22 protein-coding genes and 1 tRNA gene are annotated in these 21,680 nt (G+C 63.0%); 7 read left to right on the top strand and 16 right to left on the bottom strand.

Annotation, left to right across the window (positions count from 1 at the left end):
• Positions 1-34 precede the first annotated feature (34 nt).
• Together D4Q51_RS14065 and D4Q51_RS15885 are read right to left on the bottom strand one after the other, a co-directional pair.
• Entirely contained in the window at positions 35-1,597 is a 1,563-nt protein-coding gene (locus D4Q51_RS14065) for a DUF6504 family protein (protein WP_120078451.1), read from the bottom strand.
• Positions 1,548-2,285 (bottom strand): recA-like protein, encoded by a 738-nt coding sequence (locus tag D4Q51_RS15885; RefSeq protein WP_205689507.1) that lies wholly within the window; start codon positions 2,283-2,285, stop codon positions 1,548-1,550. The genes D4Q51_RS14065 and D4Q51_RS15885 overlap by 50 nt, the downstream gene beginning before the upstream one ends.
• A 103-nt stretch (positions 2,286-2,388) precedes the next feature.
• Here D4Q51_RS15885 and D4Q51_RS14055 point away from each other — a divergent pair, with 103 nt between their 5' ends.
• A complete protein-coding gene (locus tag D4Q51_RS14055; RefSeq protein ID WP_120078450.1) occupies positions 2,389-2,859 on the top strand; it encodes a pyridoxamine 5'-phosphate oxidase family protein in 471 nt (156 codons plus the stop codon).
• Positions 2,860-2,934: 75 nt separating this feature from the next.
• Here D4Q51_RS14055 and D4Q51_RS14050 read toward each other — a convergent pair whose 3' ends face one another.
• Positions 2,935-4,353: a sodium-dependent transporter gene (locus D4Q51_RS14050; RefSeq protein ID WP_120078449.1), complete on the bottom strand. Its 1,419-nt coding sequence runs from the start codon at positions 4,351-4,353 to the stop codon at positions 2,935-2,937.
• Between the two features lie 166 nt (positions 4,354-4,519).
• On the opposite strand from D4Q51_RS14050, the gene panB reads away from it, so the two are divergent.
• Positions 4,520-5,389, top strand: a complete 870-nt coding sequence (panB, locus tag D4Q51_RS14045) for a 3-methyl-2-oxobutanoate hydroxymethyltransferase (protein ID WP_120078448.1) — start codon at positions 4,520-4,522, stop codon at positions 5,387-5,389.
• A 67-nt stretch (positions 5,390-5,456) separates the two neighbouring features.
• Positions 5,457-6,533 (top strand): DUF475 domain-containing protein, encoded by a 1,077-nt coding sequence (locus D4Q51_RS14040; protein ID WP_205689506.1) that lies wholly within the window; start codon positions 5,457-5,459, stop codon positions 6,531-6,533.
• Here D4Q51_RS14040 and D4Q51_RS14035 read toward each other — a convergent pair.
• The 5 genes from D4Q51_RS14035 to D4Q51_RS14015 form a co-directional block, all read right to left on the bottom strand.
• Entirely contained in the window at positions 6,520-7,476 is a 957-nt protein-coding gene (locus D4Q51_RS14035; protein ID WP_120078447.1) for a bile acid:sodium symporter family protein, read from the bottom strand. The two genes, D4Q51_RS14040 and D4Q51_RS14035, sit on opposite strands and share 14 nt — an antisense overlap.
• Before the next feature lie 25 nt (positions 7,477-7,501).
• Positions 7,502-8,866, bottom strand: coding sequence for a PEP-CTERM-box response regulator transcription factor (prsR, locus tag D4Q51_RS14030; RefSeq protein ID WP_120078774.1), 1,365 nt, complete (start codon positions 8,864-8,866; stop codon positions 7,502-7,504).
• Complete coding sequence (gene prsK, locus D4Q51_RS14025; RefSeq protein ID WP_120078446.1) at positions 8,866-11,001, bottom strand: XrtA/PEP-CTERM system histidine kinase PrsK; 2,136 nt, start codon at positions 10,999-11,001, stop codon at positions 8,866-8,868. Before prsK ends, prsR begins: the two co-directional genes overlap by 1 nt.
• On the bottom strand, positions 10,980-12,365 hold the full coding sequence (locus D4Q51_RS14020) for a TIGR03013 family XrtA/PEP-CTERM system glycosyltransferase (RefSeq protein ID WP_120078445.1): 1,386 nt from the start codon (positions 12,363-12,365) through the stop codon (positions 10,980-10,982). The genes prsK and D4Q51_RS14020 overlap by 22 nt, the downstream gene beginning before the upstream one ends.
• Before the next feature lie 108 nt (positions 12,366-12,473).
• Positions 12,474-12,776, bottom strand: coding sequence for a hypothetical protein (locus D4Q51_RS14015; protein ID WP_120078444.1), 303 nt, complete (start codon positions 12,774-12,776; stop codon positions 12,474-12,476).
• 135 nt (positions 12,777-12,911) lie between these two features.
• Between D4Q51_RS14015 and D4Q51_RS14010 the strand changes: the two genes are divergently transcribed.
• Positions 12,912-13,418, top strand: a complete 507-nt coding sequence (locus D4Q51_RS14010; RefSeq protein ID WP_162925342.1) for a hypothetical protein — start codon at positions 12,912-12,914, stop codon at positions 13,416-13,418.
• A 13-nt stretch (positions 13,419-13,431) separates the two neighbouring features.
• On the opposite strand, the gene D4Q51_RS14005 is transcribed toward D4Q51_RS14010, so the two are convergent.
• From D4Q51_RS14005 to efp, 4 genes are all read right to left on the bottom strand, one after another.
• Positions 13,432-15,261 (bottom strand): SLC13 family permease, encoded by a 1,830-nt coding sequence (locus tag D4Q51_RS14005; protein ID WP_205689505.1) that lies wholly within the window; start codon positions 15,259-15,261, stop codon positions 13,432-13,434.
• 83 nt (positions 15,262-15,344) lie between these two features.
• Positions 15,345-15,429: transfer RNA gene (locus D4Q51_RS14000), tRNA-Leu, on the bottom strand.
• Between the two features lie 71 nt (positions 15,430-15,500).
• On the bottom strand, positions 15,501-16,319 hold the full coding sequence (locus tag D4Q51_RS13995) for an inositol monophosphatase family protein (RefSeq protein ID WP_120078442.1): 819 nt from the start codon (positions 16,317-16,319) through the stop codon (positions 15,501-15,503).
• Between the two features lie 6 nt (positions 16,320-16,325).
• A complete protein-coding gene (efp, locus tag D4Q51_RS13990) occupies positions 16,326-16,889 on the bottom strand; it encodes an elongation factor P (RefSeq protein WP_120078441.1) in 564 nt (187 codons plus the stop codon).
• Between the two features lie 144 nt (positions 16,890-17,033).
• Here efp and D4Q51_RS13985 point away from each other — a divergent pair, with 144 nt between their 5' ends.
• Positions 17,034-17,384 (top strand): elongation factor P, encoded by a 351-nt coding sequence (locus D4Q51_RS13985; RefSeq protein WP_120078440.1) that lies wholly within the window; start codon positions 17,034-17,036, stop codon positions 17,382-17,384.
• Between the two features lie 9 nt (positions 17,385-17,393).
• On the opposite strand, the gene D4Q51_RS13980 is transcribed toward D4Q51_RS13985, so the two are convergent.
• The 3 genes from D4Q51_RS13980 to thiE are packed head-to-tail and all read right to left on the bottom strand — an operon-like array spanning position 17,394 to position 19,334.
• Complete coding sequence (locus D4Q51_RS13980) at positions 17,394-18,071, bottom strand: M23 family metallopeptidase (RefSeq protein ID WP_120078439.1); 678 nt, start codon at positions 18,069-18,071, stop codon at positions 17,394-17,396.
• A gap of 55 nt (positions 18,072-18,126) precedes the next feature.
• Entirely contained in the window at positions 18,127-18,699 is a 573-nt protein-coding gene (locus tag D4Q51_RS13975) for a YdcF family protein (RefSeq protein WP_205689504.1), read from the bottom strand.
• 8 nt (positions 18,700-18,707) lie between these two features.
• Positions 18,708-19,334, bottom strand: coding sequence for a thiamine phosphate synthase (gene thiE / locus D4Q51_RS13970; protein WP_120078437.1), 627 nt, complete (start codon positions 19,332-19,334; stop codon positions 18,708-18,710).
• 78 nt (positions 19,335-19,412) lie between these two features.
• Here thiE and D4Q51_RS13965 point away from each other — a divergent pair, with 78 nt between their 5' ends.
• On the top strand, positions 19,413-19,826 hold the full coding sequence (locus tag D4Q51_RS13965) for a hypothetical protein (RefSeq protein WP_120078436.1): 414 nt from the start codon (positions 19,413-19,415) through the stop codon (positions 19,824-19,826).
• A 1-nt stretch (position 19,827) separates the two neighbouring features.
• Here the strand turns inward: D4Q51_RS13965 and D4Q51_RS13960 are convergent, their stop codons facing one another.
• Positions 19,828-20,715: a fructose bisphosphate aldolase gene (locus D4Q51_RS13960; RefSeq protein WP_120078435.1), complete on the bottom strand. Its 888-nt coding sequence runs from the start codon at positions 20,713-20,715 to the stop codon at positions 19,828-19,830.
• A 203-nt stretch (positions 20,716-20,918) separates the two neighbouring features.
• On the opposite strand from D4Q51_RS13960, the gene D4Q51_RS13955 reads away from it, so the two are divergent.
• Complete coding sequence (locus D4Q51_RS13955) at positions 20,919-21,677, top strand: flavodoxin family protein (protein ID WP_120078434.1); 759 nt, start codon at positions 20,919-20,921, stop codon at positions 21,675-21,677.
• Positions 21,678-21,680: the final 3 nt, after the last annotated feature.

Below are 21,680 nucleotides of genomic sequence, written 5' to 3'. Positions count from 1 at the left end.
GGATCGCCGGGTCAAGACCTACCCGTTTGAATGCTTACGCGAACAGTCCCTGCAAATACCAGTCCGGCATCCCTCCACGCCCGTCAGTCGGCAGGCCGTTGCGATAGATCCAGTAGCGGCGACCCGCCTCGTCCTCCACGCGGTAGTAATCGCGCAAGCGGGCCGTGCCGCGTTCGCGCCACCATTCGGGCGCGATGCGTTCCGGACCTTCCACGCGGGCCACTTCACACACCTCGCCGCGCCAGCTGAAACGGCGGGGATAACCCTCCGGCGCGGCGTAGAGGACAGATATTCGCTCTGGCCGCTCCAGCAGTTTCAGGGGCCGGGTATGGAAGGCGAGCTGGTGCTGTTCGGCAGGTTCGGGCTCCAGTGGCGGTTGCCAGCCCTGCGCGCGTTCGGGAATATGGCTGGCGCGCGGCACCGGACGCTGCACCGCTTGCGTGCCAAGGCGCGTGGTGAGGCGATCCATGCAGGCCGCCAGTGAAGTGCCGTGCTGCTCCGCCGCCGCTTCCAGGTCCGACTGGTCCAGCCCCAGCGGCTGCGACCACGAGGCGCGCAGGCGCAGCATCTCTATGCCGAACCCTGCGTCGATATCGTCCAGCCTGTCGGCAAACAGGCGGACCATGTGATCGGGATCGCGGGTGGCGGCGGCCATCTCCAGCTCGCGCACCAGCACTTCGCCGTCCACGCGCCACAGGCCCAGTTGCAGGCGGCGCGCGCCCTCCCCCTTGGCTTCCAGCGTGCGCGCCATGTCCTGCGCCAGATCGCTCACCACGGTGTCGAGCAACTGGCGGTGGCGGATCGGCTCCAGCAGGCGGCGCTGCACCATCGGCGCGGTGACGGGGACGACGGGCAGCAGCGGCTCCGGCACGCGGCCCAGCAGTTGGTCCATGCGGACGAGCGGGTTGGCAGCGGGCGACTTGCGGTTGCGGAAGCGGCGCTGGATGGCATCGCGCCCGCTTCCGGCACCATCGCGCCCTTCCTCGATGCTGGCAAGGTCGCCCAGCCGTTTCAAGCCAAGGCGCTTGAGGACGAGCAGCACATCGTTGTCGAGGCGCAGGGCCGCCACCGGCAGGTCGGCAAGGCGGGTTTGCAGGTCTTCCTCGGGACCAAGGATTGCGCCGGATGCCGCGAAATGCGCCAGCGCCCAGGCCGCCCCCGCGGTGGGCGCGATAGCTGCGCGGATGGTGAGGCCGCGGGCGTTGCAACGGGCCTCCACGTCAGCCAGCAGGCGCCGCTCCCCGCCAAACAGATGGGCAACGGCGGTCACGTCCACCAGCACGCCGTCGGGTGCGTCCATCGCGCTCCACGGACCCCAGCGCATGGCCCACAGGGCGAGGCGTTCGAGGAAAGCGAGGTCGCCCGCAGGATCGCTGGGGCGCACCTCTATCGACGGGCACAGGGTGCGGGCATCGGCCAGCATCATGGCCTTCGCCGCGCCCGCAGCGCGCGCAGCGGGGTTCACGGCATCGATACGCGGTCCGTGAGCGGTCTCGGTTATCAGCGCCAGCGGGGCGGAATCCGGCCCCTCTCCGCGCTGACAGTTTTCAGAGTGCCGCCAGCGATCGAGCGCCAGGTCCGCGCACCAGATCGCCATGATCCGGCGCGGTGGTCTCTGGGACTCGTTCTGCGGCGAGGCGTTCTGGCTCATCGCGCAGGATCCATTCTCCGGGAGGGTGGGCACGGGCGCGAAACAGTTCGCCGCGCCAGGCCGGGCGACCGGGCGCAGCCACGTTCCAGCGCGGCGGGGAAGACGGCGCGCTCGTCATGCGCCAGCGCATCCGGGCGGAACTGAGATCGGCCTCGGCATCGAGGCGGACGAGCAGCAGCGGGATGCCGTGCTTTTCCGCTGTCAGGGTCAGGCGGCGCGAGGCGGTGAAATCCAGCGCGCGCGGATTGCCCGCAACTTCCCCCACCACCACGGCAAGATCACGGCAGCGCAGCCCTTCCTCCATCGCAAACAGCGCGTCCTCCGGTGTCTTGGCGGCGACATGGATCAGGCGGTGGCGCAGGGCTTCGGGCAGGCCCGCGCGGTAGGGACGCCCGCCCAGCTTGATAGCCCGTGCATCCTGTACCCACAGCACGCTGCGCTCCTCCAGCGAGTCAGTTTCACCCGCACGCAAGGCCTGCTGCGCAAAGGCAAGCGCCGCCCCTGCCCCGGCGCCTTGCGTGGCGGGGGCGAATATCTCGCTGTGCAGAGGCAAGGCCGCGTCCGGCTGCCAGCGGGGATTGCGGGCAGCACGGGTGGCCAGCTCCGCCGCTTTCGGCAGTGTGCTGGTGTCCATGACGAATCGACTCCTGTGTTCCTATTATGTTCCACTATGGACCTTCGGGCAAGGTCGGAACCACACCCCCGCCCCTATCGTTGATTGGGCAAAGGAGACTCTCATGACCTCGACACACGACCTCAAACAGAAATTCTGGAAATCGCTGGCCGACAGCCCGTTCATCTTTCTCGAGCTGGATGCCGATCCGAAAACCGCCGTGCCGATGACGGCGCAGCTGGACAAGGATGCCAACGGCACTATCTGGTTCTTCACCACCAAGGACCACACCTTTGCCAATGGCGGCCCCGCCACAGCCACTTTCTCAAGCAAGGGACACGACATGTTCGCCCGCTTCGGCGGCACGCTGCGTGAAGAAACCAGCAAGGAACGTCTCGACAAGCAGTGGAGCAAGATCGTCGAGGCATGGTTCCCCGGCGGCAAGGATGATCCCAACCTGCTGATGCTGCGCATGGACCTTGGCGAAGCGGAAATCTGGAACAGCGACCTTGGCTTTGTCGACAATGCCAAGATGCTCTTCGGCTTCGACGTGCGCGAAGATGCGCGTGAGGAACATACCGAAACCGTTCTCTAAAAGCCCAGATGCACGAGAAAAGGGCCGCTGCTCACATGGAGCAGCGGCCCTTTTTCTATGTGTCGCTCCTGCGGGTTAGCCGAACAGGTCCGGGAAGATTCCCACCACCAGGATGCCGACCAGCGCGATGGGGCAAAGGAAGCGCACCAGGAACAGCCAGAACAGGTGCAGCGCACCGCCCAGGCCATTCTCCATGTCGATCAGCTTGCGATCGGCAATCCAGCCAACGAAAATGGCCGTGAGAATGGCACCGATGGGCATGAGGAACTTGGCTGTCAGACCGTCCAGCACGTCGAAGAAGCCCTGCCCTTCGAACACGGGGATGAAGTTCAGCGGATGCCAGTCCGACAGCACGTTGAACGACAGTGCTGCAAGTGCGCCCAGCACCATGGCACCGGCGGCAACAATGATCGCGCTCAGGGGGCGCACGATGCGGAACCGGTCGATAATCCACGCGGTCGGCACTTCCAGCAGCGCGACCGAACTGGTGAGCGCTGCAAAACCGACCATTACGAAGAACAACAGCCCGACGACGGAGCCGAACGGCATTTCCTGGAACGCGTGCGGCAGCGTCTGGAACATGAGGCCCGGCCCGGCACCCACGGCCAGACCGGCCGCGATAACGATCGGGAACAGGCACAGGCCGGCCAGAAGTGCCACCACGGTATCGGCACTGGCGATGATTGCTGACGTGCCCGCAAGGTTCACGTTACGACCGACATAGCCGCCGTAGGTAATCATGCCTGCCACGCCCAGCGATAGTGAGAAGAACGCCTGCCCCAGCGCTGCCAGCATGACGGGTCCGGTCAACTTCTCGGGCTCGAAGGTGAAAAGGTAGTCCAGCGTCTGCCCGAACGCTCCGCCAAACGCACCGTAGACGGTGATGGCAACCAGCAGGATGAAGAACGCGGGCATCATGTAATTGGCGACAATCTCGATCCCGCCGCTGACACCGCGGGCCACGAAATACAGAGTGACCACGAGAAACACGAAGTTCATGCCGACCATCATCGGGCCATTCGCGAACAGGTTCGGAAGCAGCGCCTCGATTGCCTCGGGCGACTGGTTCGCGAATGCTCCGCCAACTACGCCAGAGGTGAAGATATCGCCGATGAAAACGCCGATGTAGTAAAGAACCCAGCCCCCCACGACACAGTAGAAGCTGAGGATCATGAAGGCGGCGAGCACGCCAATGCCGGCGAGGATATCCCAGCGCGGACTTGCGCGCGACGCGCTGGCGACACGGCGCACGCTTTCAGGAGCGGCCGACTGCCCGTGTCGCCCGATGAGGGTTTCCGACAGCAGGATCGGGAGACCGATCAGCAGGACGCAGGCGATATAGAACAGTACGAAAGCGCCGCCGCCATTGGCCCCGGCCTCTGCCGGGAAGCGCCAGAGATTGCCAAGTCCTACGGCGGAGCCGACCGCCGCAAGGATAAACGCGCTTCGTGACGACCAGTGATCCCTGGTGGCGCCCGACTGCGAAAGTGCCATAAAATCTTGTCCTCTCGACCCGAATTGGTGGCGTCATGCAACTATTTTGCGCCCGCGTCGAGGGGTCACTCTCCTCGCCGCGCCCGGCGCAGTGCATTGCAATTGCTTGGCTGGGCGCGCTATCGCGCCTTCACGTCATACCCTTCGGCTCAGATTAGGCACGCCCATGTCCACGACTTTCCAACTCGACACATCCACCAGCCGCGCCAACCCGACGCCGCAGCCGATGCGCCGGCTCACGGTGCCGAAAATCCGCGATCGCAAGGCCGATGGCATTACCGCGGAACCGCTGGTAATGCTTACCGCCTACACGGCGCGGCAGGCGCAGCTGCTCGATCCGCATTGCGACCTGCTGCTGGTGGGCGATTCACTGGGACAGGTGATCTATGGCCTGCCCTCCACCATTCCCGTCACCATGGAGATGATGGCCAACCATGCCGCTGCCGTGGTTCGCGGCAGTTATCACTCGGTCGTCGTGGTCGATATGCCTTTCGGTTCCTACGAGGCATCGCCGGAGGACGCCTTTGACAGCGCGGCGCGCCTGCTGAAGGAAAGCGGCGCGGCCGCGGTGAAGCTGGAAGGCGGCGAAGCGATGGCCGAGACGGTCGAGTTCCTCGTCAATCGCGGAATCCCGGTGATGGGCCATGTCGGCCTTACCCCGCAGGCGGTGAACGTGCTGGGCGGTTACGCCGCGCGGGGGCGCAGCGATGCCGAGGCTGAAAAGATCGTCGGCGATGCCAAGGCGCTTGAGGCGGCGGGGGCCTTCGCCATTGTCGTGGAGGGCGTTGTCGAGCCCATTGCCATCGCGGTGACCGAAGCTGTTTCGTGCCCCACGATCGGCATCGGCGCCTCCGCCAAATGCGATGGTCAGGTGCTGGTGGTGGACGACATGCTGGGCATGTTCGAGCGGGTGCCGCGCTTCGTGAAGAAATACGAGAATCTGGCAGAGACCATTTCGGAAGCGGCTGCCAGGTACGCAGGCGAAGTGCGCGATCGAAGCTTCCCCGGCCCGGACCAGCTGTATCAGCCGAAATAGACTTCGGACCTTTCACGCCCTAGGGGCGTTGCCTGCCCAATCTCTCTAGCAACGGACCACCACTCGCATGGCGACCCTGCTGCGCTACTACAAGTTCTCGCTCGTCTTCACCGCGGCCTGCTTCGCGCTCGGCCTGTGGTACGGCATTTCCAGCACCGGAACGGTTTCGGGCGTGCTGGAGATCATGTGGATCATTTTCATCCTCTCGATCCTCGAAATCTCACTGAGTTTCGACAACGCGGTGGTGAATGCCTCCATTCTCAAGGAGATGGACGAGAAATGGCAGCAGCGCTTCCTCGTCTGGGGTATTGCGATTGCAGTGTTTGGCACCCGTATTGTTTTCCCCCTCGCGATTGTCGCGATTGCGGCAGGTATCGGGCCGATGCAGGCGATAGACCTCTCGCTGAATGATCCCGAGCGATACGAGGAGATCGTATCAGGGGCGCATATTGGCATCGCCGGGTTCGGCGGCGCTTTCCTCGCGATGGTTGGCCTCAAGTTCTTTTTCGACGCGGACAAGGAAGTCCATTGGATCGGCGTGGTCGAACGAAATCTGTCTAAGGTCGCCGTTTTGCCCGCTATCGAAATCGGCGCGCTGCTTCTCGTCCTATGGGTAATCTCGCTGCAATTGCCGGATGCGGAAGCGCTCACGTTCCTGACGGCAGGCGTTCTGGGCCTCGTCACCTACATCGCGGTCGATGCGCTGGGCGAATACCTCAACATGCGCGAGGAGACGCGCAAGAACGCTTCGGGCGAAGTGATGCGCTCCGGCCTTGGCGGTTTCCTCTACCTCGAAGTGCTCGACGCATCGTTCAGCTTCGACGGCGTCATCGGCGCCTTTGCGCTCTCCAACAACATGATCATCATCGCGCTGGGCCTTTCCATCGGGGCCATGTTCGTGCGCTCGATGACCATTCACCTGGTGCGAAAGGGCACCCTTTCGGAATACCGTTTCCTGGAACACGGCGCATTCTGGGCGATCATCGTGCTCGGCGCGATCATGCTGACCTCAGCCGTGCTGCACATTCCCGAGACGATCACCGGCCTGATCGGCGGTGCCTTGATCGGCCTCTCCTTCTGGTGGTCCCTGCGCCATAACCGGCGCGAGGCGGAAGAAGTGAAGGACGCGCTTACGCCCGGCTGAGCTTCGCTGCAATTGGAGCGGAAATGACCATCTGCACCAGATGGTAGGCCAGCACCGGCAGCAGCACGAGACCTGCGGTCGCCGGTGGAAAGAGGACGCTGGCAAGCGGCGCGCCCAGCGCGATGCTTTTCTGCGCGCCCGCAAACAGGAAGGCGATGCGGTCTCCCCTCGCCAGTCCAAGCGCCCCGCCAGTCAGCCAAGATCCGGCGAACCCCAGGAGCAGGAATGCCCCGATCAGGAGCGCCAGCCAACCCCAGGCGGACAGGCTGACCAGAGTCCACAGGCCCTGCTCCACCGCAGCCGAGAAAGCGACGTAGACGGCAATCGCGATGGCGCTGCGGTCCGCCCAGCTTAGCAGGGTCCTGTTCTCCGCCACGAAGTGCCCCAGCCGTTTTTGCAACACTTGTCCGATGGCGAACGGCAGCAGCAGGATCAGGCCGATGCGCTGAAGGCCCGCGAGGTCGATCCCGACATCGCCGCCCGCTGCCATCGACAGCAACGGCGCGGTCGCGAAAACGCCGAGAATGTTGATGACGCCCGCCGCAACGACCGAGGCGGCGACATTGCCACCTGCGATCGAACAGTATGCCGTCGCCGACTGTACCGTAGAAGGCAGGAGACCGAGGAACAGCAGGCCAAGGGCAACGGTCGGTGGCAAGCCCCCCTCGCCAAGCCGTGAGAGGCCCAGGCCTGCCAGTCCCATGACGCCGAACACCCAGACGATCAGCGGCAAGAGGAACCGCGCGTTACGCATGCCGTGCAGTACCTGCTCCCGCGGAAGGCGCAGGCCGTTGAGCAGGAACAGGAAGAAGATAGCCGCGTCCGACACCACGCGGGCCACGGCCCGGCCCTCACCGGTAACCGGAAATACGGTAGCCAGCGCGATGGCGAGCAGAAGCAGCCTCACCAGCGGGTCGAACAGGGTCTTCAGGCGCGCAATCATTGCCGCGCGCTGTGCCGCTGGCGTGTCAGGTCTGCAAGTCGTATTGCTTGATCAGGTCGTACAGCGTCGGCCTGCTGATGCCGAGAAGCTTGGCCGTGCTCGAGATATTGCCCTCGCTCCGCGCCAGCGCGTGCCGGATCATCTTGCGATCGGATTTCTCGCGCGCACTCTTGAGGTTCAGCACCTGCGCATCCTCCTCCTCCGCATCGCCAAGGTCGAGATCCTCTGCCGTCACGAGCTTGCCATCGGCCATGATGACCGCCCGCTTCACGCGGTTTTCCAGCTCGCGCACGTTGCCAGGCCAGTTCCACCCGTCGATCGCCGCCAGCGCATCGGGCGCGAAACCCGTGACCGATGGGTTCATTTCGTCCGCAAAGCGCTTGAGAAAGACCTTCGCCAGGAGCGTCGCATCGCCGGGACGCTCTGCCAGGGCGGGAATCTTCACGACCACTTCGGCCAGCCTGTAGAACAGGTCTTCCCGAAACCGGCCATCGGCGATCATGCTTTCCAGGTTCTGGTGCGTTGCGCAGACGATGCGTGTGTCCACCGCGATGGAGCTGCGCCCGCCGATGCGCTCGATCGTGCGTTCCTGCAGGAAGCGCAGCAGCTTGACCTGCAACGGCAGCGGGATATCGCCGACTTCATCGAGGAACAGCGTGCCGCCATCGGCCAGCTCGATCTTGCCTTCCGTGGTTTTCACAGCGCCGGTGAAGGCACCCTTCTCGTGCCCGAATAGCTCGCTCTCCAGAAGGTTTTCTGGAATGGCCGCACAATTTATGGCGACAAAGTTGCCCTCCCTGCGCTCGCTCGCCTCGTGAACGCCGCGAGCGAGCAATTCCTTGCCCGTGCCGCTGGCGCCCAGCAGCATGACGGAGACGTTCGTATTCGCCACGCGTTCGATCGTGCGCGCAACCTTGACCATTTCGGGTGCCGACGTGATCAGGCCGCCGAGCACCGTATTCCCTTCCCCGGACTTCGCGGCAAGGCGGCGGTTCTCTTCCTCGATACGGTGCAGGTTGAGGGCACGCCGGACGATCAGGCCGAGCTGGTCGATGTCGACAGGCTTCTGGTAGAAATCGTAAGCACCGCGCTCGATGGCGTTCAGCGCGCTCTCGCGGGCACCGTGGCCCGATGCGACGATGACCTTGGTGTCCGGCTTCAACGCCATGATGGCATCCAGCACGGCAAAGCCCTCGCTCGTACCATCAGGATCGGGCGGCAGGCCGAGGTCGAGCGTGACCACAGGCGGCGCTTCCGACCTCAGCGCCGCAATGGCACTCTCCCGGTCGCCCGCGATTATCACTTCGAAATCCTCGTAGGCCCATTTCAACTGGGCCTGAAGACCGGCATCGTCTTCGACGATGAGGAGCTTGGGAGTTTGATCAGCCATCATGCAACCTCGCTGGCTTCTTCCTTGGCGTTCATTGTTCGGATCAGGTCTGCCGTCTCGCTGAGCGGCAGGCGGATTATGAAGCGTGTGCCAAGCCCCTCGCGGGACTCCACGTCCAGTTGGCCACCCATGGCCCGCACCAGTTCGCGCGCTTCGAACGCTCCAATTCCAAAGCCGCCGGACTTGGATGAGTGGAAGGGTTTGAAAAGCTTGGTCCGGATGAAATCGGGGCTCATGCCGGCTCCCGAGTCCACCACCTCGACAATAGCGCTGCTCCCCTCGCTCCGTAGGTCGAGGAAAACGGGCGACTTTTCGCTGCTCGCCTCAATCGCATTCTGTACTAGGTGGACCAGTGCCTGTTCCAGGCTCTCGGCGTCGGCCTTAACTTTGCAGGGTGCGCTCCGCGGCAAAACGATCTCGTGCTTTCCCGCGTACTGCGCTGCGATGCGTTCCAGCAGGCGGTCGAGCGCCACCTCCTCGCGGTCCTTCGCGGGGTGACTACCGTAGCGTCCGAGCCTTGCGAGCAGCGCCTGCAACTTGTCCGTCGAATTGCGCAAGGTCAGGATCATGTCCGCCCGGAATTCGGGCTTGTCGGCGTGTTTCTCCGCATTGCCGGCGAGCAGGGAGAGCTGGCTCGCCAGGTTCTTGATGTCGTGCATGACGAAGGCGATGCGCCTGTTGAACTCATCGAACTGCTGCGCTTCTCCCAGCGCATTCTGGCTGTTGCGTTCGGCAAGATAGCTGGCCAGCTGCCGCCCGACGACGCGCAGAAGGTCGAAATCTTCCCAGTCCAGCCGACGGGCCACCGCCGGGCGGGCCAGCACAACGACACCGACAAGGCGCTCATAGTGAAGGAGGGGAACCAGCGCCCAGCCAAGCTCGTCTTCCAGGAGCCATTTTGGCGTGGCGACTTCGGGCACGGCCGCTTCCTCGCCCGCGCGCACGTCATCCAGATCGACGATGAACTGGTTTTCGGAGAGGAAACGCGCGCCCAGCGCATCGATGGCAAGTGCCGGCACCTCGATATCGCGCCATTGCCAGCGCGCCTCCAACGCCAGCCCGCCCTCTTCCCGCGGAGTAAGCAGCAAGCCTGCCGGGCTGTCGGTGATATCCGCCACGGCCTGCACGATGCGCTCCGGCAGCGGCGCAGCCTGCGGCCCTGCGCGGCCGATCGTATCGGTGAAGCGCAGCCACTCGGCCCGGTAATCGTAGCGGTGCTGAAAAAGGTTTTTCGAAACGGTTACCCGAAGCCAGCCGCGCAGTCTTTTCGAAGGCAGCACCGTCAGGGCGACGACGCTGGCCAGCAGCACGAACCCTGTTTGCAGGATCCGGTCATAATCGCTGCCGATATAGGTCAGACCCTGGGCGATCACGACCATCACCACCAGGTAGGCCCCGATCAGCAGCAGGGAGAAGGACTGGAACGTGAAGCTGCGCGAAGGGCGGAACAGCAGTTCCCCCTTGCTGCGAACGGTGCCCATCGCAAGGAGGGCCAACACAAAGGCCAGCGCAACGCTGCGCAGTTCCACCAGCATGACTGGCAGGCCATCGCCGAGGTAGGCGATGGTGTAGAAATTCAGATCGTAGAGCCAGATGACTGCGAGAGCCGAGGCCGGCCAGCGCAACCCCTGACGCGCCGGCGCGGAAGCACCGGCATAAAGGTTGTGAATGAGGACGAGCGCTCCGATGCAGAACAGCAACCGGAAAGTGATCCCGAATTCCAGCAGCAGCATTGATGCTTCCGGCATGGATGAGAAACGGGCACCGGCAAAAAGCAGGGCAACTTGCAACGATTCCACAAGGCCGAGCGAAAACACCACCGGCCTTACCGGGCCGAGGCGCTTGTCCCGGTCTCCATGTCCGAAAAGCCGATATAGCATCCAGAGCCACGCAAGGTTGCAAACGATCCCGAGAAAGCCGGTCGCCACATGCGCATCGCCCAGCCCAAAGACGCAGAACGCCCACAGCGCAGAGCTGAAAAGCGCAGCCGCGCAGGCGTTTATAGCCGGTCCGTGCGCTCGCTGGCTGGTGGCCAGCCACAGGGCCAGCGTCACCGCGCAGCAGGCAACGACCAGGAAAGCCAGATCGCTGACGAGATTCCAGAACGACGCCGTCACCGGGCACCGTCCGGCCACAGCACGACGCGCAGCGTCTGCAACATGATCAGCAGATCAAGAAATGGCGTGTAATTCTTCGCGTAGTAAAGATCGTATTCCAGCTTGTGGCGCGCATCCTCGATGCTAGCTCCGTAGGGATAGTTGATCTGCGCCCACCCTGTGATGCCGGGTTTCACCATGTGCCGTTCCGCATAATACGGCAGCTTGTCATCCAGATCGTCGACGAAGGTCGGGACTTCGGGACGAGGCCCGACGAAGCTCATCCGCCCGGTGAGAACGGTCCAGACCTGCGGCAATTCATCGATCCGCACCTTGCGGATGAATGCGCCGACGCGGGTAATGCGCGTATCGTTCTTTTCCGCCCATTTCGCACCATCCTTCTCTGCATCGATCCGCATGGAGCGAAGCTTCACGATCTCGAAGGTCTGGCCGTACAACCCCACACGCTTCTGCCGGAAGAACGCCGGCCCCTTGCTGTCGAGCTTCACAACCATCGCAAACAGCGTGATGACGGGGAACGTCAGCAGCAACAACAGAGCGCTGGCGAGAACGTCGAACAGCCGCTTGGCGACTGAAGAAATGGCACGTCCGGAGGAGAAACCGTCCGAGAAGATCAGCCAGCTCGGGTTGAGCGTATCGAGATCGACGCGCCCCGTCTCCCGCTCCAGAAAGCTGGAGAATTCGTTTACATGCACCCCGGTCGTTTTCACGCGCAAGAGGTCTTTAAGCGGCAGGGAATTGCGCCGCTCCTCCAGCGCCAGCACGACTTCATTCGCCCCCAACCCGGCAACATAGGCCGACAGATCCGAAATCGATGAACGCTGCACGGCTTCGGGTACCTGTTCGCTCGGCTGGGTCATGCTGATGAAGCCGACAATCCTGAAGCTGCTGCCTTCCTTTTCGGACAGCGCCTTCAGACGCTGTGCACGTGGGCCGGTACCCAGCACGAGAACACGGCGGCGGAAGGCCGAAGTGCCCAGCAGGTTGCCGAGGAGGGTGCGATTCAGGACCAGCAGGACAGTCGCCAGCACCATCGCGTAAAGCAGGGTGGAGCGCCAATAGGTATGGCCGGGCAGGATAAAGTCGAGCAACGCCAGGGCGAGTATCGCAAGGCTGATCGCCACCAGAAGGCGGGCGCAGGCGAAACGCATGGATCGAAGAGCTTCAGGCCCGTAAACGCCCACGGCGATCATGGCGGCAAGCGTCGTCGCCGCAAAGCCGCTGAGCGCGCCAATGCGGGTGACCAGCGTTCCGGCGTCGGTGCCGATCTGGCCCGCCCTGAATACCCACGCGAGGTCTGCTGCCAGCAATAACAGGATCAGGTCCACCACGCCGAGCAGCAGAACGGCGTGGGGAACGTAATGTTTGAACAGGCGAACCATCGCTGCACCAACCAATTACCGGAGGGATTTCCGGTTCATGGCTTGGGTTAACAGCGAGGTATGAAATGTCGGTAAACTTTACAGTCTCTCCCTGGCGGGACTGTAAAGTTATTCGGAAATGTTCTCCGCTGCATCCTGCGCCGCGTTGCCCACATCCTGCGCAGCATCGCCCACCTGGCCAGCGGCATCGCCAACGCTTGTCGCGGCATCTGCCACGGCGTTGTCCTTGGCGATCTCGGCGTCGCTCATCTGGGAGAAAACGACAAAGGCGACCACGGCCAGCACGAGAAGACCCAGGATGAGGCCGCACTTCGTGCCGCCTCCCGAAGTTTCCCCGTCCCGCACGACAGTGGTCGTCGTGTGCGTGTTACCCGAGGGCGTCTCGGTCGTGGTAATACGTTCTTCGGTCATGGCAGACTCCTGTGATTTTGCGGTAAAATCGACTGTCGCGAAAAGAGTTCCGTCTGGCCCGCTGTTTCACGGCTAACCGCAAATTAACCACGCCCTCGACGATAGGGTTAAAACATGGCGTTCTATGTGCGCGGCATGGCGAAAATTTCAAAGCCTCCCGTACCTGCCAAGCTGTACAAGCACTTCGCGGCCGCCACGATCGTGTTGACGGCCGCAATCGCCATGTTCGCCGACGAGGACCAGCGCGCAGCAGGCGAGCAGGCCGATCTCGAGGCGACGGCAGCCGAGGCGAAGTCCGGCGACGTACCAGCCTACGGTGAAAGTCGCCTGGCGCGAGCGGAACCCAGGGTCGAGGGAAGCTTTGGCAGCGAAGGAGGCGGCTTTGGCGCACCGATGATGAGCCCCGGCGGGGAAGGCGGAAACCGCTCCTCAATCGCCAAACGCGCCGTCAGCACACATCGGCAGCCCTTGCCCAACATGACACCGGAAGAGGTGGCAGCCCTATCCCAGAAGGAATACGAACGCCTGCGCGCGCTCTATGTCGCAGCCGGAGCGATCGAGGATGTCGATCGCAATGCGCAAAATAGCGAGATCGAGGCTGCATCAGCCCGGCGAATGGGGCACGGTGGAAGCGATAGCTGACCCGGCCTGATCGCTACATTCCGTAGGACAGAACCAGCAGGATACTGAGCGTCGTCACCATTATCAGCACCAGCGGTACCCCCGTTCGCAGGTAATCGGCAAACGAGTAGTTCCCCTCCGCCATGATCAGCATATTGGTCTGGTATGCAATGGGGGTCGCGTAACAGAGATTGCAGCCGAACAGGACGGCCAGGATCAGCGGCTCCTGCGGCAGACCAAGTTGCGTTGCGATGTTGAAAGCGATGGGCGTGCCCACCGTGGCCGCCGTCGCGTTCGATGCGAAATTGGTGAGCAGCGTCACGAACAGCATGATCGCCGCCAGCACGCCTGCGGGAGGCAAGTGCTGCAAGCCCAGCGCCATCAGTTCGCCGAGCCACGCCGCGGCCCCGCTGTCGAGGATAATGCGTCCGATGGCGATGGATGCGGCAACGAGAACAATCACCTTGCCGGAAAGCGCCCTTCCCACCCGGTCGAACTTCACGCATCCGGTCACGAACATCAGGATCGCACCTGCCAGCGCCGAAATGGCGATGGGCATCTTGAGCAGGTAGAAACCATCGCTGCCGATCCACGGAATGCCGACGGACGCGAGCGCCACGGCACCGAACATGATCACGGCAGCAAGCGTTGCCTTGGACCGGCGCGGCACGACCTTGGCACCCTCTAGTTGCAGCAGGCTGTCGCCCGAAGCAAACGCAGCCAGACCGTCAGGGAGCCCCGTCACCAGCAGGACATCGCCTTCTGCAAAGCGAATCTCGGCAGAGCCGGGCGACTGCATGCCGATCAGGCGCTCCGGGCGATGAATTCCCAGCACGGCCACGCCGTAATGATCAGCGATGCCGGAACTGCTGAGCGTGCGATTGAGAATGCGGCTGTCGGCGGTCACGACCATCTCGACAACCTGGATATCCTCTCCCTGCGTGCGCGAGCGGCGGGAAATACGATCCACCACCCAGTTCGGGGCCACTTCTCCGCGCAGCACGCGCATGGCATCTTCCAGGCCACGGTGGGTTCCGGAAATCAGCAGTCGCTGACCGACTTCGAAAGTGCCGTCTGGCCGCTCCTCGAAACGGAAATCCTCGGGCAGGCGATCGACGATCTCGTCGAAATGCTTGCCCGCCAGGTCGCTGGTCGGAGTGACGCGAAGGCGGGTATAGAATCGCCGCTCGAACTGTTGCTGATCCACGGAATTGTCGGGCAACAATCGCGGCATGACCAGCCACAGATAGGGAAACGCCACCAGCGCGGCCATCAGCACGATCGGCGTATAGTGGAACACCGACATCTGCGGCATCCCCAGGTCGCGTGCGATCCCGACGACCAGCAGATTCGTGGACGTGCCGATAGTGGTCGCCATCCCCCCGATCAGGACAGCGGCATTCAGGGGTATCAACGTCTTGGAAGCGGGCATGGCTCCGCGCTGGGCAAGCGCGACGAAGATCGGCAGCAACAGGACGAGCACCGGCGTGTCGTTGACGATCATCGAAAGGCAGAGCGCCAGCAGCAACGACACCAATAGGCCAAGCTGAAGGTTCACTTTCCAGACGCGTTCCAGCGCCCGCGCCGCAGGCTCGAGCGCGCCGGTGACTACCAGCCCCCGCCCCATGATCATCAGCGCGCAGATAGTGATGAGCGCGTAATGGCCGAACCCGCCGAAAGCCAGCACCAGGCCGTCGGTCGGCTGGGTGTGCGGGAGAGGGTAGAAATAGAGCCCCACGGCGATGATGGCGATCGTCAGTAGGCTGATGATCTCGGTCGACACGCGTCCCCGCGCGAAGGCGATGAATACGCCGACCGTAAGCACCATTGCGGCGATGGCATGAAAGGATGGGACTTCGATCACGGTCGCCAAGACAAATCCCAAAGCCCGGCGGCAAGATCAAGCGAAATCGCGGAAAACTGCGATTTCAATAGAAGATTCCTGCCTGGTACCTCTGGCCGGACTCGAACCGGCACTTCCGAAGAAACTCGATTTTGAGTCGAGCGCGTCTACCAATTCCGCCACAGAGGCGTACCGGACAGTTGGGGCCGCTTAGCCTTACTTGCGCGCGGCGGCAATTGCTTATGCGCGCTACCGCTTCGCTACTTTAGCGCGGCTGCGATCTGCTTGTGCAAGCGCGAATGCATCTGGTCGTTGCCGGCAATCACCTGCTTGTCGCAGATCGGCTGCGAGCGGCCGCGATAGTCGGAAACGAAGCCGCCCGCTTCGCGCACGAGCAGGCACCCGGCGGCGGTGTCCCAGGGCGAAAGGTCGCTTTCCCAGAAACCGTCGTAACGGCCAGCGGCGACCCATGCGAGATCAAGCGCGGCGGAGCCGAAGCGGCGGATACCGGCGACCTTCGGGCCGACAGCGCCGAAAATGCGTGCCCATTCGGCAAAATCGCCATGCGCCTGATAGGGCGTGCCCGTGGCGATCAGCGCTTCATCCAGGTGACGGCGGCCCGAAACGCGCAGGCGGCCATCATGCAGCCATGCGCCGCGCGTCTTCTCCGCCCAGAACGTCTCGTCGGTGATCGGCTGGTAGACTAACCCGGCAACCACATCGCCCCAGTCGTCGCTACCCAGCTTGCGTTCCTGAACCGCGATGCTGATCGCAAAATGGGGGATGCCGTGCAGGAAGTTGCTGGTGCCATCAAGCGGATCGATGATGAAGCGCGGCTGGCCTTCGTCGCCTTCGATTTCGCCGCCTTCTTCCAGCAGGAAGCCCCAACCGGGGCGAGCAGCCTTCAGTTCATCCCAAAGAATACGCTCTGCCGCCTGATCCGCCTTGGACACGAAGTCCGACGGACCCTTGCGGCTGACCTGCAAGTGCTCGACTTCACCGAAATCGCGACGAAGCCGGCCACCCGCCTTGCGGGCAGCCTTTTCCATCACGCGAATAAGACCTGAAATTGCAGCCATGGGACTTTAGCCAGCCTTCCCGACGTAGCTCTGCTCGTACACGTCCACGACGATGCGCGTGCCGCTTTCGATATGCGGCGGCACCATGATGCGAACGCCGTTGTCGAGCACGGCAGGCTTGTAGCTCGAAGATGCCGTCTGGCCCTTTACCACGGCGTCTGCCTCGACGATCTCGGCCTCGATCTGACTGGGGAGCTGGACGCTGATCGGGCGTTCTTCCCACAATTCCAGAGAGACCTGCATACCGTCCTGCAGGAACGGGCGCGCATCGCCCAGAAGGTCGCTCGGCAGGTTGATCTGCTCGTAGGTGTCGGTGTCCATGAACACAAGCATGTCGCCGTCTTCGTAGAGGAACTGGTAGTCCTTGGTATCGAGGCGAACCTTTTCCACCGTGTCGGCGCTGCGGAAGCGGACGTTGGTCTTGCGGCCATCGATCAGGTTCTTCATCTCGACCTGCATGTAGGCGCCGCCCTTGCCCGGCTGTGTGTGCTGAATCTTGGCAACTTTCCAGATGCCGCCTTCATATTCGATGATGTTGCCGGGACGAATGTCCACGCCGCTGATTTTCATGATCGCTAGCCTTGCGTTTTTCAGGAGTTGGCGCGCCCACTACCCGAGGGCGGGCGCGGCGGCAAGCGCAGACAGCAAGCGGGAACAGGGGGGCCGGGCAGATGTTCATGACGCGCTCAGCCGGCGGTGCTATGGGCAGCGACCATGAACAGGCTTTTCCTCGTCGCCGCCCTCCCCGCCCTCGCCGTCGCCATGCCTGCGGCTGGTCAGGGCCAGCCGGATACCATCGAGCGCGGTACCTACGTGTGTGAATTGCCGGGCGACGCAGCGGGCGCGGTCGGCATCGAGCAGCCGCAGGAAAGCTTTTCCATCCGCAGCGCCTCGCGCTACTCTTCCGCGCAGGGCGGCGGAACTTACCTGCGCCGCGGTGACCGTCTGACCATGACGAGCGGCCCGCGCAATGGCGACAGCTACCTGATCGTCTCGCGCGGTTTCCTGCGCAAGATCGTGGACGGACAGCCAAGCCGCCTTCGCTGCGTGCGCCAGGGAGAATAGCCGCGCGCCTCAGCGCTGTTGACGCACCAGAAGCGGGTACGGATTGACCGATGTCGCCGGTTCCCACCATTCGGCATTAGGCGTTGTGCGCATGACCTCGAAGTGCAGGTGTGGTGCGTCAGGCTCCGCATTGCCGGTGGAGCCCACAGTACCCAACCGCTGCCCCCTGCGCACTTGCTGCCCCTCGTTCAGGCCCGGCGCATATTCGGCAAGGTGTGCGTAATAGTAGATCGTCTCCCGATCTTCGGAGCGCACGTAGATCGTGTTACCTCCTGCATCGGAGCGGAACAGCCGCTCGATCGTGCCGGGGGCCGATGCCCGAACCGACGTCCCCGCGGGCGCGGGAATGTCGAGCGCCTCGTGCAAACGCGTCCCGCCGCTTCGCTCGTCGGTGAAAGTGTCCACGAGGTCCGTCGCGGAAACGTTGATCACCGGGATCATCAGCGTTGCCGTCTCCTCTTCGGGTGGCTTCGAAATCTCGTTGCGATCTTCCCGTGGAACGCTTTCGTCATTTTCGTCCGCAGCACTGGGCTGCGGCGTAGGAACCTGCTTGGCCGCGATTTCCCGCTCGATCTCCGCCGTTTCCGCCCGGTCCAGAACGAACGCGCCGGCAACGATCCACCCCGCCGAAACCAGAGTGGCAGTGACAGCGGCGACCTGCAGTTTCTCGACGAGCGGTGATGCCATGACGTGCCGACTATATCCTAAGCTGCTGCTGGTGCCAAAGTTGCTGTAATTCCGGCTATTCGCCGAAGATCCAGAAGTGATGCATGAAGTAAATCTCGCGCAGCAGGAAAGGTGCCTGCGTGGAGAGCGATTGATAGCGCGATGTCGGCGTTGCGCTCGCCCCGGCATCGATGCCGAGGGCCTCGGCCATTTCCATGGCGCGGCGCATGTGCAGCGGGTCGGACACGATCAGGGCGGTTTCGGCACCGGCATCGCGCATCACGAGTTGAGCCTCGACAAGATTGTGCATGGTGGTGACGGATTCGTTTTCCGTGAGGATGTCCTCCTCCGGCACCCCTTCGGCGAGCGCCATCCTGCGTGCCGCTTCGCTTTCGGCAATTCCCGCGCCCGCCCCTCGCGCACCGGTCAGCAACAGCTTCCCGGCGCGGCCTTGTTCATAGAGCGTTATGCCGTGAGCGATCCTCTCTCGGAAAACTGGTGACGGCTCCTCTCCGTCGACGGCAGCGCCGAGAACGATTGCCACGTCTGCTCGGGCAGCGGGCGCTTCATCGGGGCCAGAGGCGATCCAGTAACCGATTGCCCCCACCCAGCCGATCAGGGCCGGAACGATTGCACGCCAAAGGTTCACGCGCGGCTTCAAGCCATCGCCTTCCTGAATGCCTCGATCGCAGTCACCTCGTCGCCGCCCCAGACTGCGTGGGACACGGCGAGGAAATCGGCACCTGCCTTCACCAGGGGCGCGCAGTTGCCGGGCGCGATCCCGCCAATCGCCACACAGGGGATTTCAAACAGGTTGCTCCACCATTCCAGCAATTCCGGCTCGGGCCGATGATCACTCAACTTGGTCTCGCTGGGGAAGAATGCGCCGAAGGCGACGTAGTCCGCCCCGGCCTCTCCCGCTTCCATCGCGAAGTGGCGACTGGCATGACAGGTTACGCCAATCTGCATTTCCCGGCCCAGCTCCTCGCGCGCTTCGCGCACGTCCCCGTCTGCCTGGCCAAGGTGAACGCCATCGGCTTTCAGTCGCTTGGCCAGTGGAACGCTGTCGTTGACGATGAAGGCCACGTCGCGCGCCGCGCAGACTTCCTGCAAGGGCGCGGCAAGGCGCGCCGCCTCATGCTGGTCCACGTCCTTCACGCGGAACTGGAAGGCTGTCGCCAGTCCCTCACCTGCGGCCAGCGCGCGGTCGAGCCGGTCGGCGAAGTCGCCTCCCACATCCAGCGGGGAGATCAGGTAGAGCTGGCAGGATGACTGGTCAGTCATGGAAGTCTTGGTATCCTCAGAAAAGCCGTTCGTCGATATTCACATTCGCGTCATCGAGGACGGGATTAGTTGGCAGCGATGAAACTATTCTCGCACCTTCGATTCGCCGCTGCCTTGCTGCTCAGCTCGACAATCACGGCCTGCGCCACCGTGCCTGATGCCCCGATCGTTTCCAACGGACCCGCCGCCAGCGCGGGAACCGCTGTGCCACTCGGCAAGCCCGTCATGGCAGGCAATCTCGTGGCAACTCCGATGGAGATTCACGAGGATAGTCGCTGCCCCGCCAATGCCCGCTGCGTCTGGGCTGGGCGGGTCATCGTCCTGACCCGTATCGACGGAGCAGGCTGGCGGGAGACCGCTTACCTCACTCTGGGCGAACCCTACGCAACGCACGGCGCCCGCCTGACCCTGACCAGCGCGTCACCCACCGCGATGACGGGTGAAGTGATCGCGCCAGAGGACTACCGCTTCACCTACTCAGCCAGCGAATAGATCAGGCGACAGAGGCCGCACAGATCGAATCGATGGCCTTGCCCAATGTGGCGTCGAATTCCTCGTCGCTTTGCTGTGCGCGCAGGTCTTGCAGCATGGCGCGGCTGAAGCTGGCGATCATGCCGTCGTTCTTCTCCAGTTCGGCGCAGGCTTGCTCGGTCGAATAGCCGCCCGACAGCGCCACGACGGCCAGCACCTTGGGATGGTCCACCAGTTCCTTGTAGAGGTTGGCCGTCACCGGGATTGAAAGCTTCAGCATCACCTGGCGATCATCAGCCAGCGTCTGGAGGTTCTTAAGGATTTCAGCTTTCAGGATGTCTTCACCCTCGGCACGGTCCGGAGCCTTGATGTCGTATTCCGGTTCGAGGATCGGCATGAGCCCTGCATCGATCACCCGGTTGCCGACTTCGAACTGCTGCGCGACGATGGCGGCGATCCCGGCAGGGTTCGCGGACTTGATGACGGAGCGTTCCTTGGTGCCGAACATGCCCTTCGCCACCGACTTTTCCAGCAGCGCATCGAGCTTCGAGAGAGGCTTCATCAGTTGCACTCCGTTCTCTTCGTCGGCCAAGCCCTGGTCGATCTTGATGAAGGGCACGATGCCGCGATCCTTCAGTGCCTCGGCGGTCGGCTTGCCATCCACTTCGCCGTCCATCGTCTTCTCGAACAGGATCGCGCCGATCACCTTGCCGCTGGCGAAGCTGGGCGAGGTAATGACGCGGGCGCGCATTTCGTGGATCTTCGCGAACATCTCGTCCTCGCCGTCCCACTCGTCTTCGCTGACGCCGTAGCCTGCCAGCGCCTTGGGCGTAGAGCCGCCGGACTGGTCCAGCGCGGCGATAAAGCCCTGCCCGGCGGCGATCTTGTCGGTCATTTCCCTGGTGTTCATGCGGAAGCTCCTCAGTTCCGGATTGGATTTGAGGCGGCTCTATGCGGGCTGGAGAGGCATGGCAAGTTGATGAAATACATCCGTGCACGAGTAGCGTGGGGCATGGCCCCAAGCACGGCGGACATCTTGTAGGAAAGTGCTGTTTTGCGGAACGGGCGCCCTCGCCAGACTTTGCCTATCCATAGGCAAACGAAGGACACGGCATGGCATTGGATGAGAAGCAACAGCAGATCTGCGACACCTGCGAGACCGACTTCTCGGACCTCAAGGCGGTGATCTTCAATGCCACGCTGAAACCGCCCGAACAGGCATCGCATACAGACACCCTGCTAGACGTGGTGGCCGAAATCCTTGCCACCCAGTCGGTCGAAGTAAAACGCCATCGCCTGTCGCAATACAGGCTTGCCCCCGGAGTCTATCCCGACATGACCGAGCACGGCTGGGATCGCGACGACTGGCCCAAACTCTCCCCCGACGTGTTCGAGGCCGATATCGTCATCCTCGGCACACCCATCTGGCTGGGCGAGAAATCCTCGCTGGCGCAGGCCTTCATCGAAAAACTCTATGCCCATTCCGGCCAGACCAATGACGAGGGCCAATACGCCTTTTACGGCAAGGTCGGCGGCTGCGTGGTGACGGGCAACGAGGACGGCATCAAGCACGTCGCTGCAGGCGTGCTCTATTCCATGAGCCACGTGGGCCTGACCATCCCTCCGCAGGCCGATTGCGGCTGGATCGGCGAAGCAGGCCCCGGCCCTTCATACGGTGACGAAATGGACGATGGCAGCCGCGCCGGTTTCGCCAACGAGTTCACCCAGAAGAACACCACCTTCATGGCATTCAACCTGCTGCATGCTGCGCGCATGCTGAAAGACAATGGCGGCTACCCCGCTTGCGGAAACGTGGCCGATGACTGGGGCGACGGGAACAAGCCCGGCTGGCCCAATCCTGAATATCGCTGAATC

Origin of the sequence: Aurantiacibacter odishensis (assembly GCF_003605195.1) — a bacterium.
Lineage (GTDB): Bacteria > Pseudomonadota > Alphaproteobacteria > Sphingomonadales > Sphingomonadaceae > Alteraurantiacibacter > Alteraurantiacibacter odishensis.
This window is presented reverse-complemented; position numbering and strand designations above follow the sequence as displayed.

What these genes read in the sequence shown, in the direction of transcription:
- D4Q51_RS14065 (WP_120078451.1), bottom strand. Translation starts at nt 1,597, where the DNA reads ATGGCGATCTGGTGCGCGGACCTGGCGCTCGATCGCTGGCGGCACTCT.
- D4Q51_RS15885 (WP_205689507.1), bottom strand. Translation starts at nt 2,285, where the DNA reads ATGGACACCAGCACACTGCCGAAAGCGGCGGAGCTGGCCACCCGTGCT.
- D4Q51_RS14055 (WP_120078450.1), top strand. Translation starts at nt 2,389, where the DNA reads ATGACCTCGACACACGACCTCAAACAGAAATTCTGGAAATCGCTGGCC.
- D4Q51_RS14050 (WP_120078449.1), bottom strand. Translation starts at nt 4,353, where the DNA reads ATGGCACTTTCGCAGTCGGGCGCCACCAGGGATCACTGGTCGTCACGA.
- panB (WP_120078448.1), top strand. Translation starts at nt 4,520, where the DNA reads ATGTCCACGACTTTCCAACTCGACACATCCACCAGCCGCGCCAACCCG.
- D4Q51_RS14040 (WP_205689506.1), top strand. Translation starts at nt 5,457, where the DNA reads ATGGCGACCCTGCTGCGCTACTACAAGTTCTCGCTCGTCTTCACCGCG.
- D4Q51_RS14035 (WP_120078447.1), bottom strand. Translation starts at nt 7,476, where the DNA reads ATGATTGCGCGCCTGAAGACCCTGTTCGACCCGCTGGTGAGGCTGCTT.
- prsR (WP_120078774.1), bottom strand. Translation starts at nt 8,866, where the DNA reads ATGGCTGATCAAACTCCCAAGCTCCTCATCGTCGAAGACGATGCCGGT.
- D4Q51_RS14020 (WP_120078445.1), bottom strand. Translation starts at nt 12,365, where the DNA reads ATGGTTCGCCTGTTCAAACATTACGTTCCCCACGCCGTTCTGCTGCTC.
- D4Q51_RS14015 (WP_120078444.1), bottom strand. Translation starts at nt 12,776, where the DNA reads ATGACCGAAGAACGTATTACCACGACCGAGACGCCCTCGGGTAACACG.
- D4Q51_RS14010 (WP_162925342.1), top strand. Translation starts at nt 12,912, where the DNA reads ATGGCGAAAATTTCAAAGCCTCCCGTACCTGCCAAGCTGTACAAGCAC.
- D4Q51_RS13995 (WP_120078442.1), bottom strand. Translation starts at nt 16,319, where the DNA reads ATGGCTGCAATTTCAGGTCTTATTCGCGTGATGGAAAAGGCTGCCCGC.
- efp (WP_120078441.1), bottom strand. Translation starts at nt 16,889, where the DNA reads ATGAAAATCAGCGGCGTGGACATTCGTCCCGGCAACATCATCGAATAT.
- D4Q51_RS13985 (WP_120078440.1), top strand. Translation starts at nt 17,034, where the DNA reads ATGAACAGGCTTTTCCTCGTCGCCGCCCTCCCCGCCCTCGCCGTCGCC.
- D4Q51_RS13980 (WP_120078439.1), bottom strand. Translation starts at nt 18,071, where the DNA reads ATGGCATCACCGCTCGTCGAGAAACTGCAGGTCGCCGCTGTCACTGCC.
- thiE (WP_120078437.1), bottom strand. Translation starts at nt 19,334, where the DNA reads ATGACTGACCAGTCATCCTGCCAGCTCTACCTGATCTCCCCGCTGGAT.
- D4Q51_RS13965 (WP_120078436.1), top strand. Translation starts at nt 19,413, where the DNA reads ATGAAACTATTCTCGCACCTTCGATTCGCCGCTGCCTTGCTGCTCAGC.
- D4Q51_RS13960 (WP_120078435.1), bottom strand. Translation starts at nt 20,715, where the DNA reads ATGAACACCAGGGAAATGACCGACAAGATCGCCGCCGGGCAGGGCTTT.
- D4Q51_RS13955 (WP_120078434.1), top strand. Translation starts at nt 20,919, where the DNA reads ATGGCATTGGATGAGAAGCAACAGCAGATCTGCGACACCTGCGAGACC.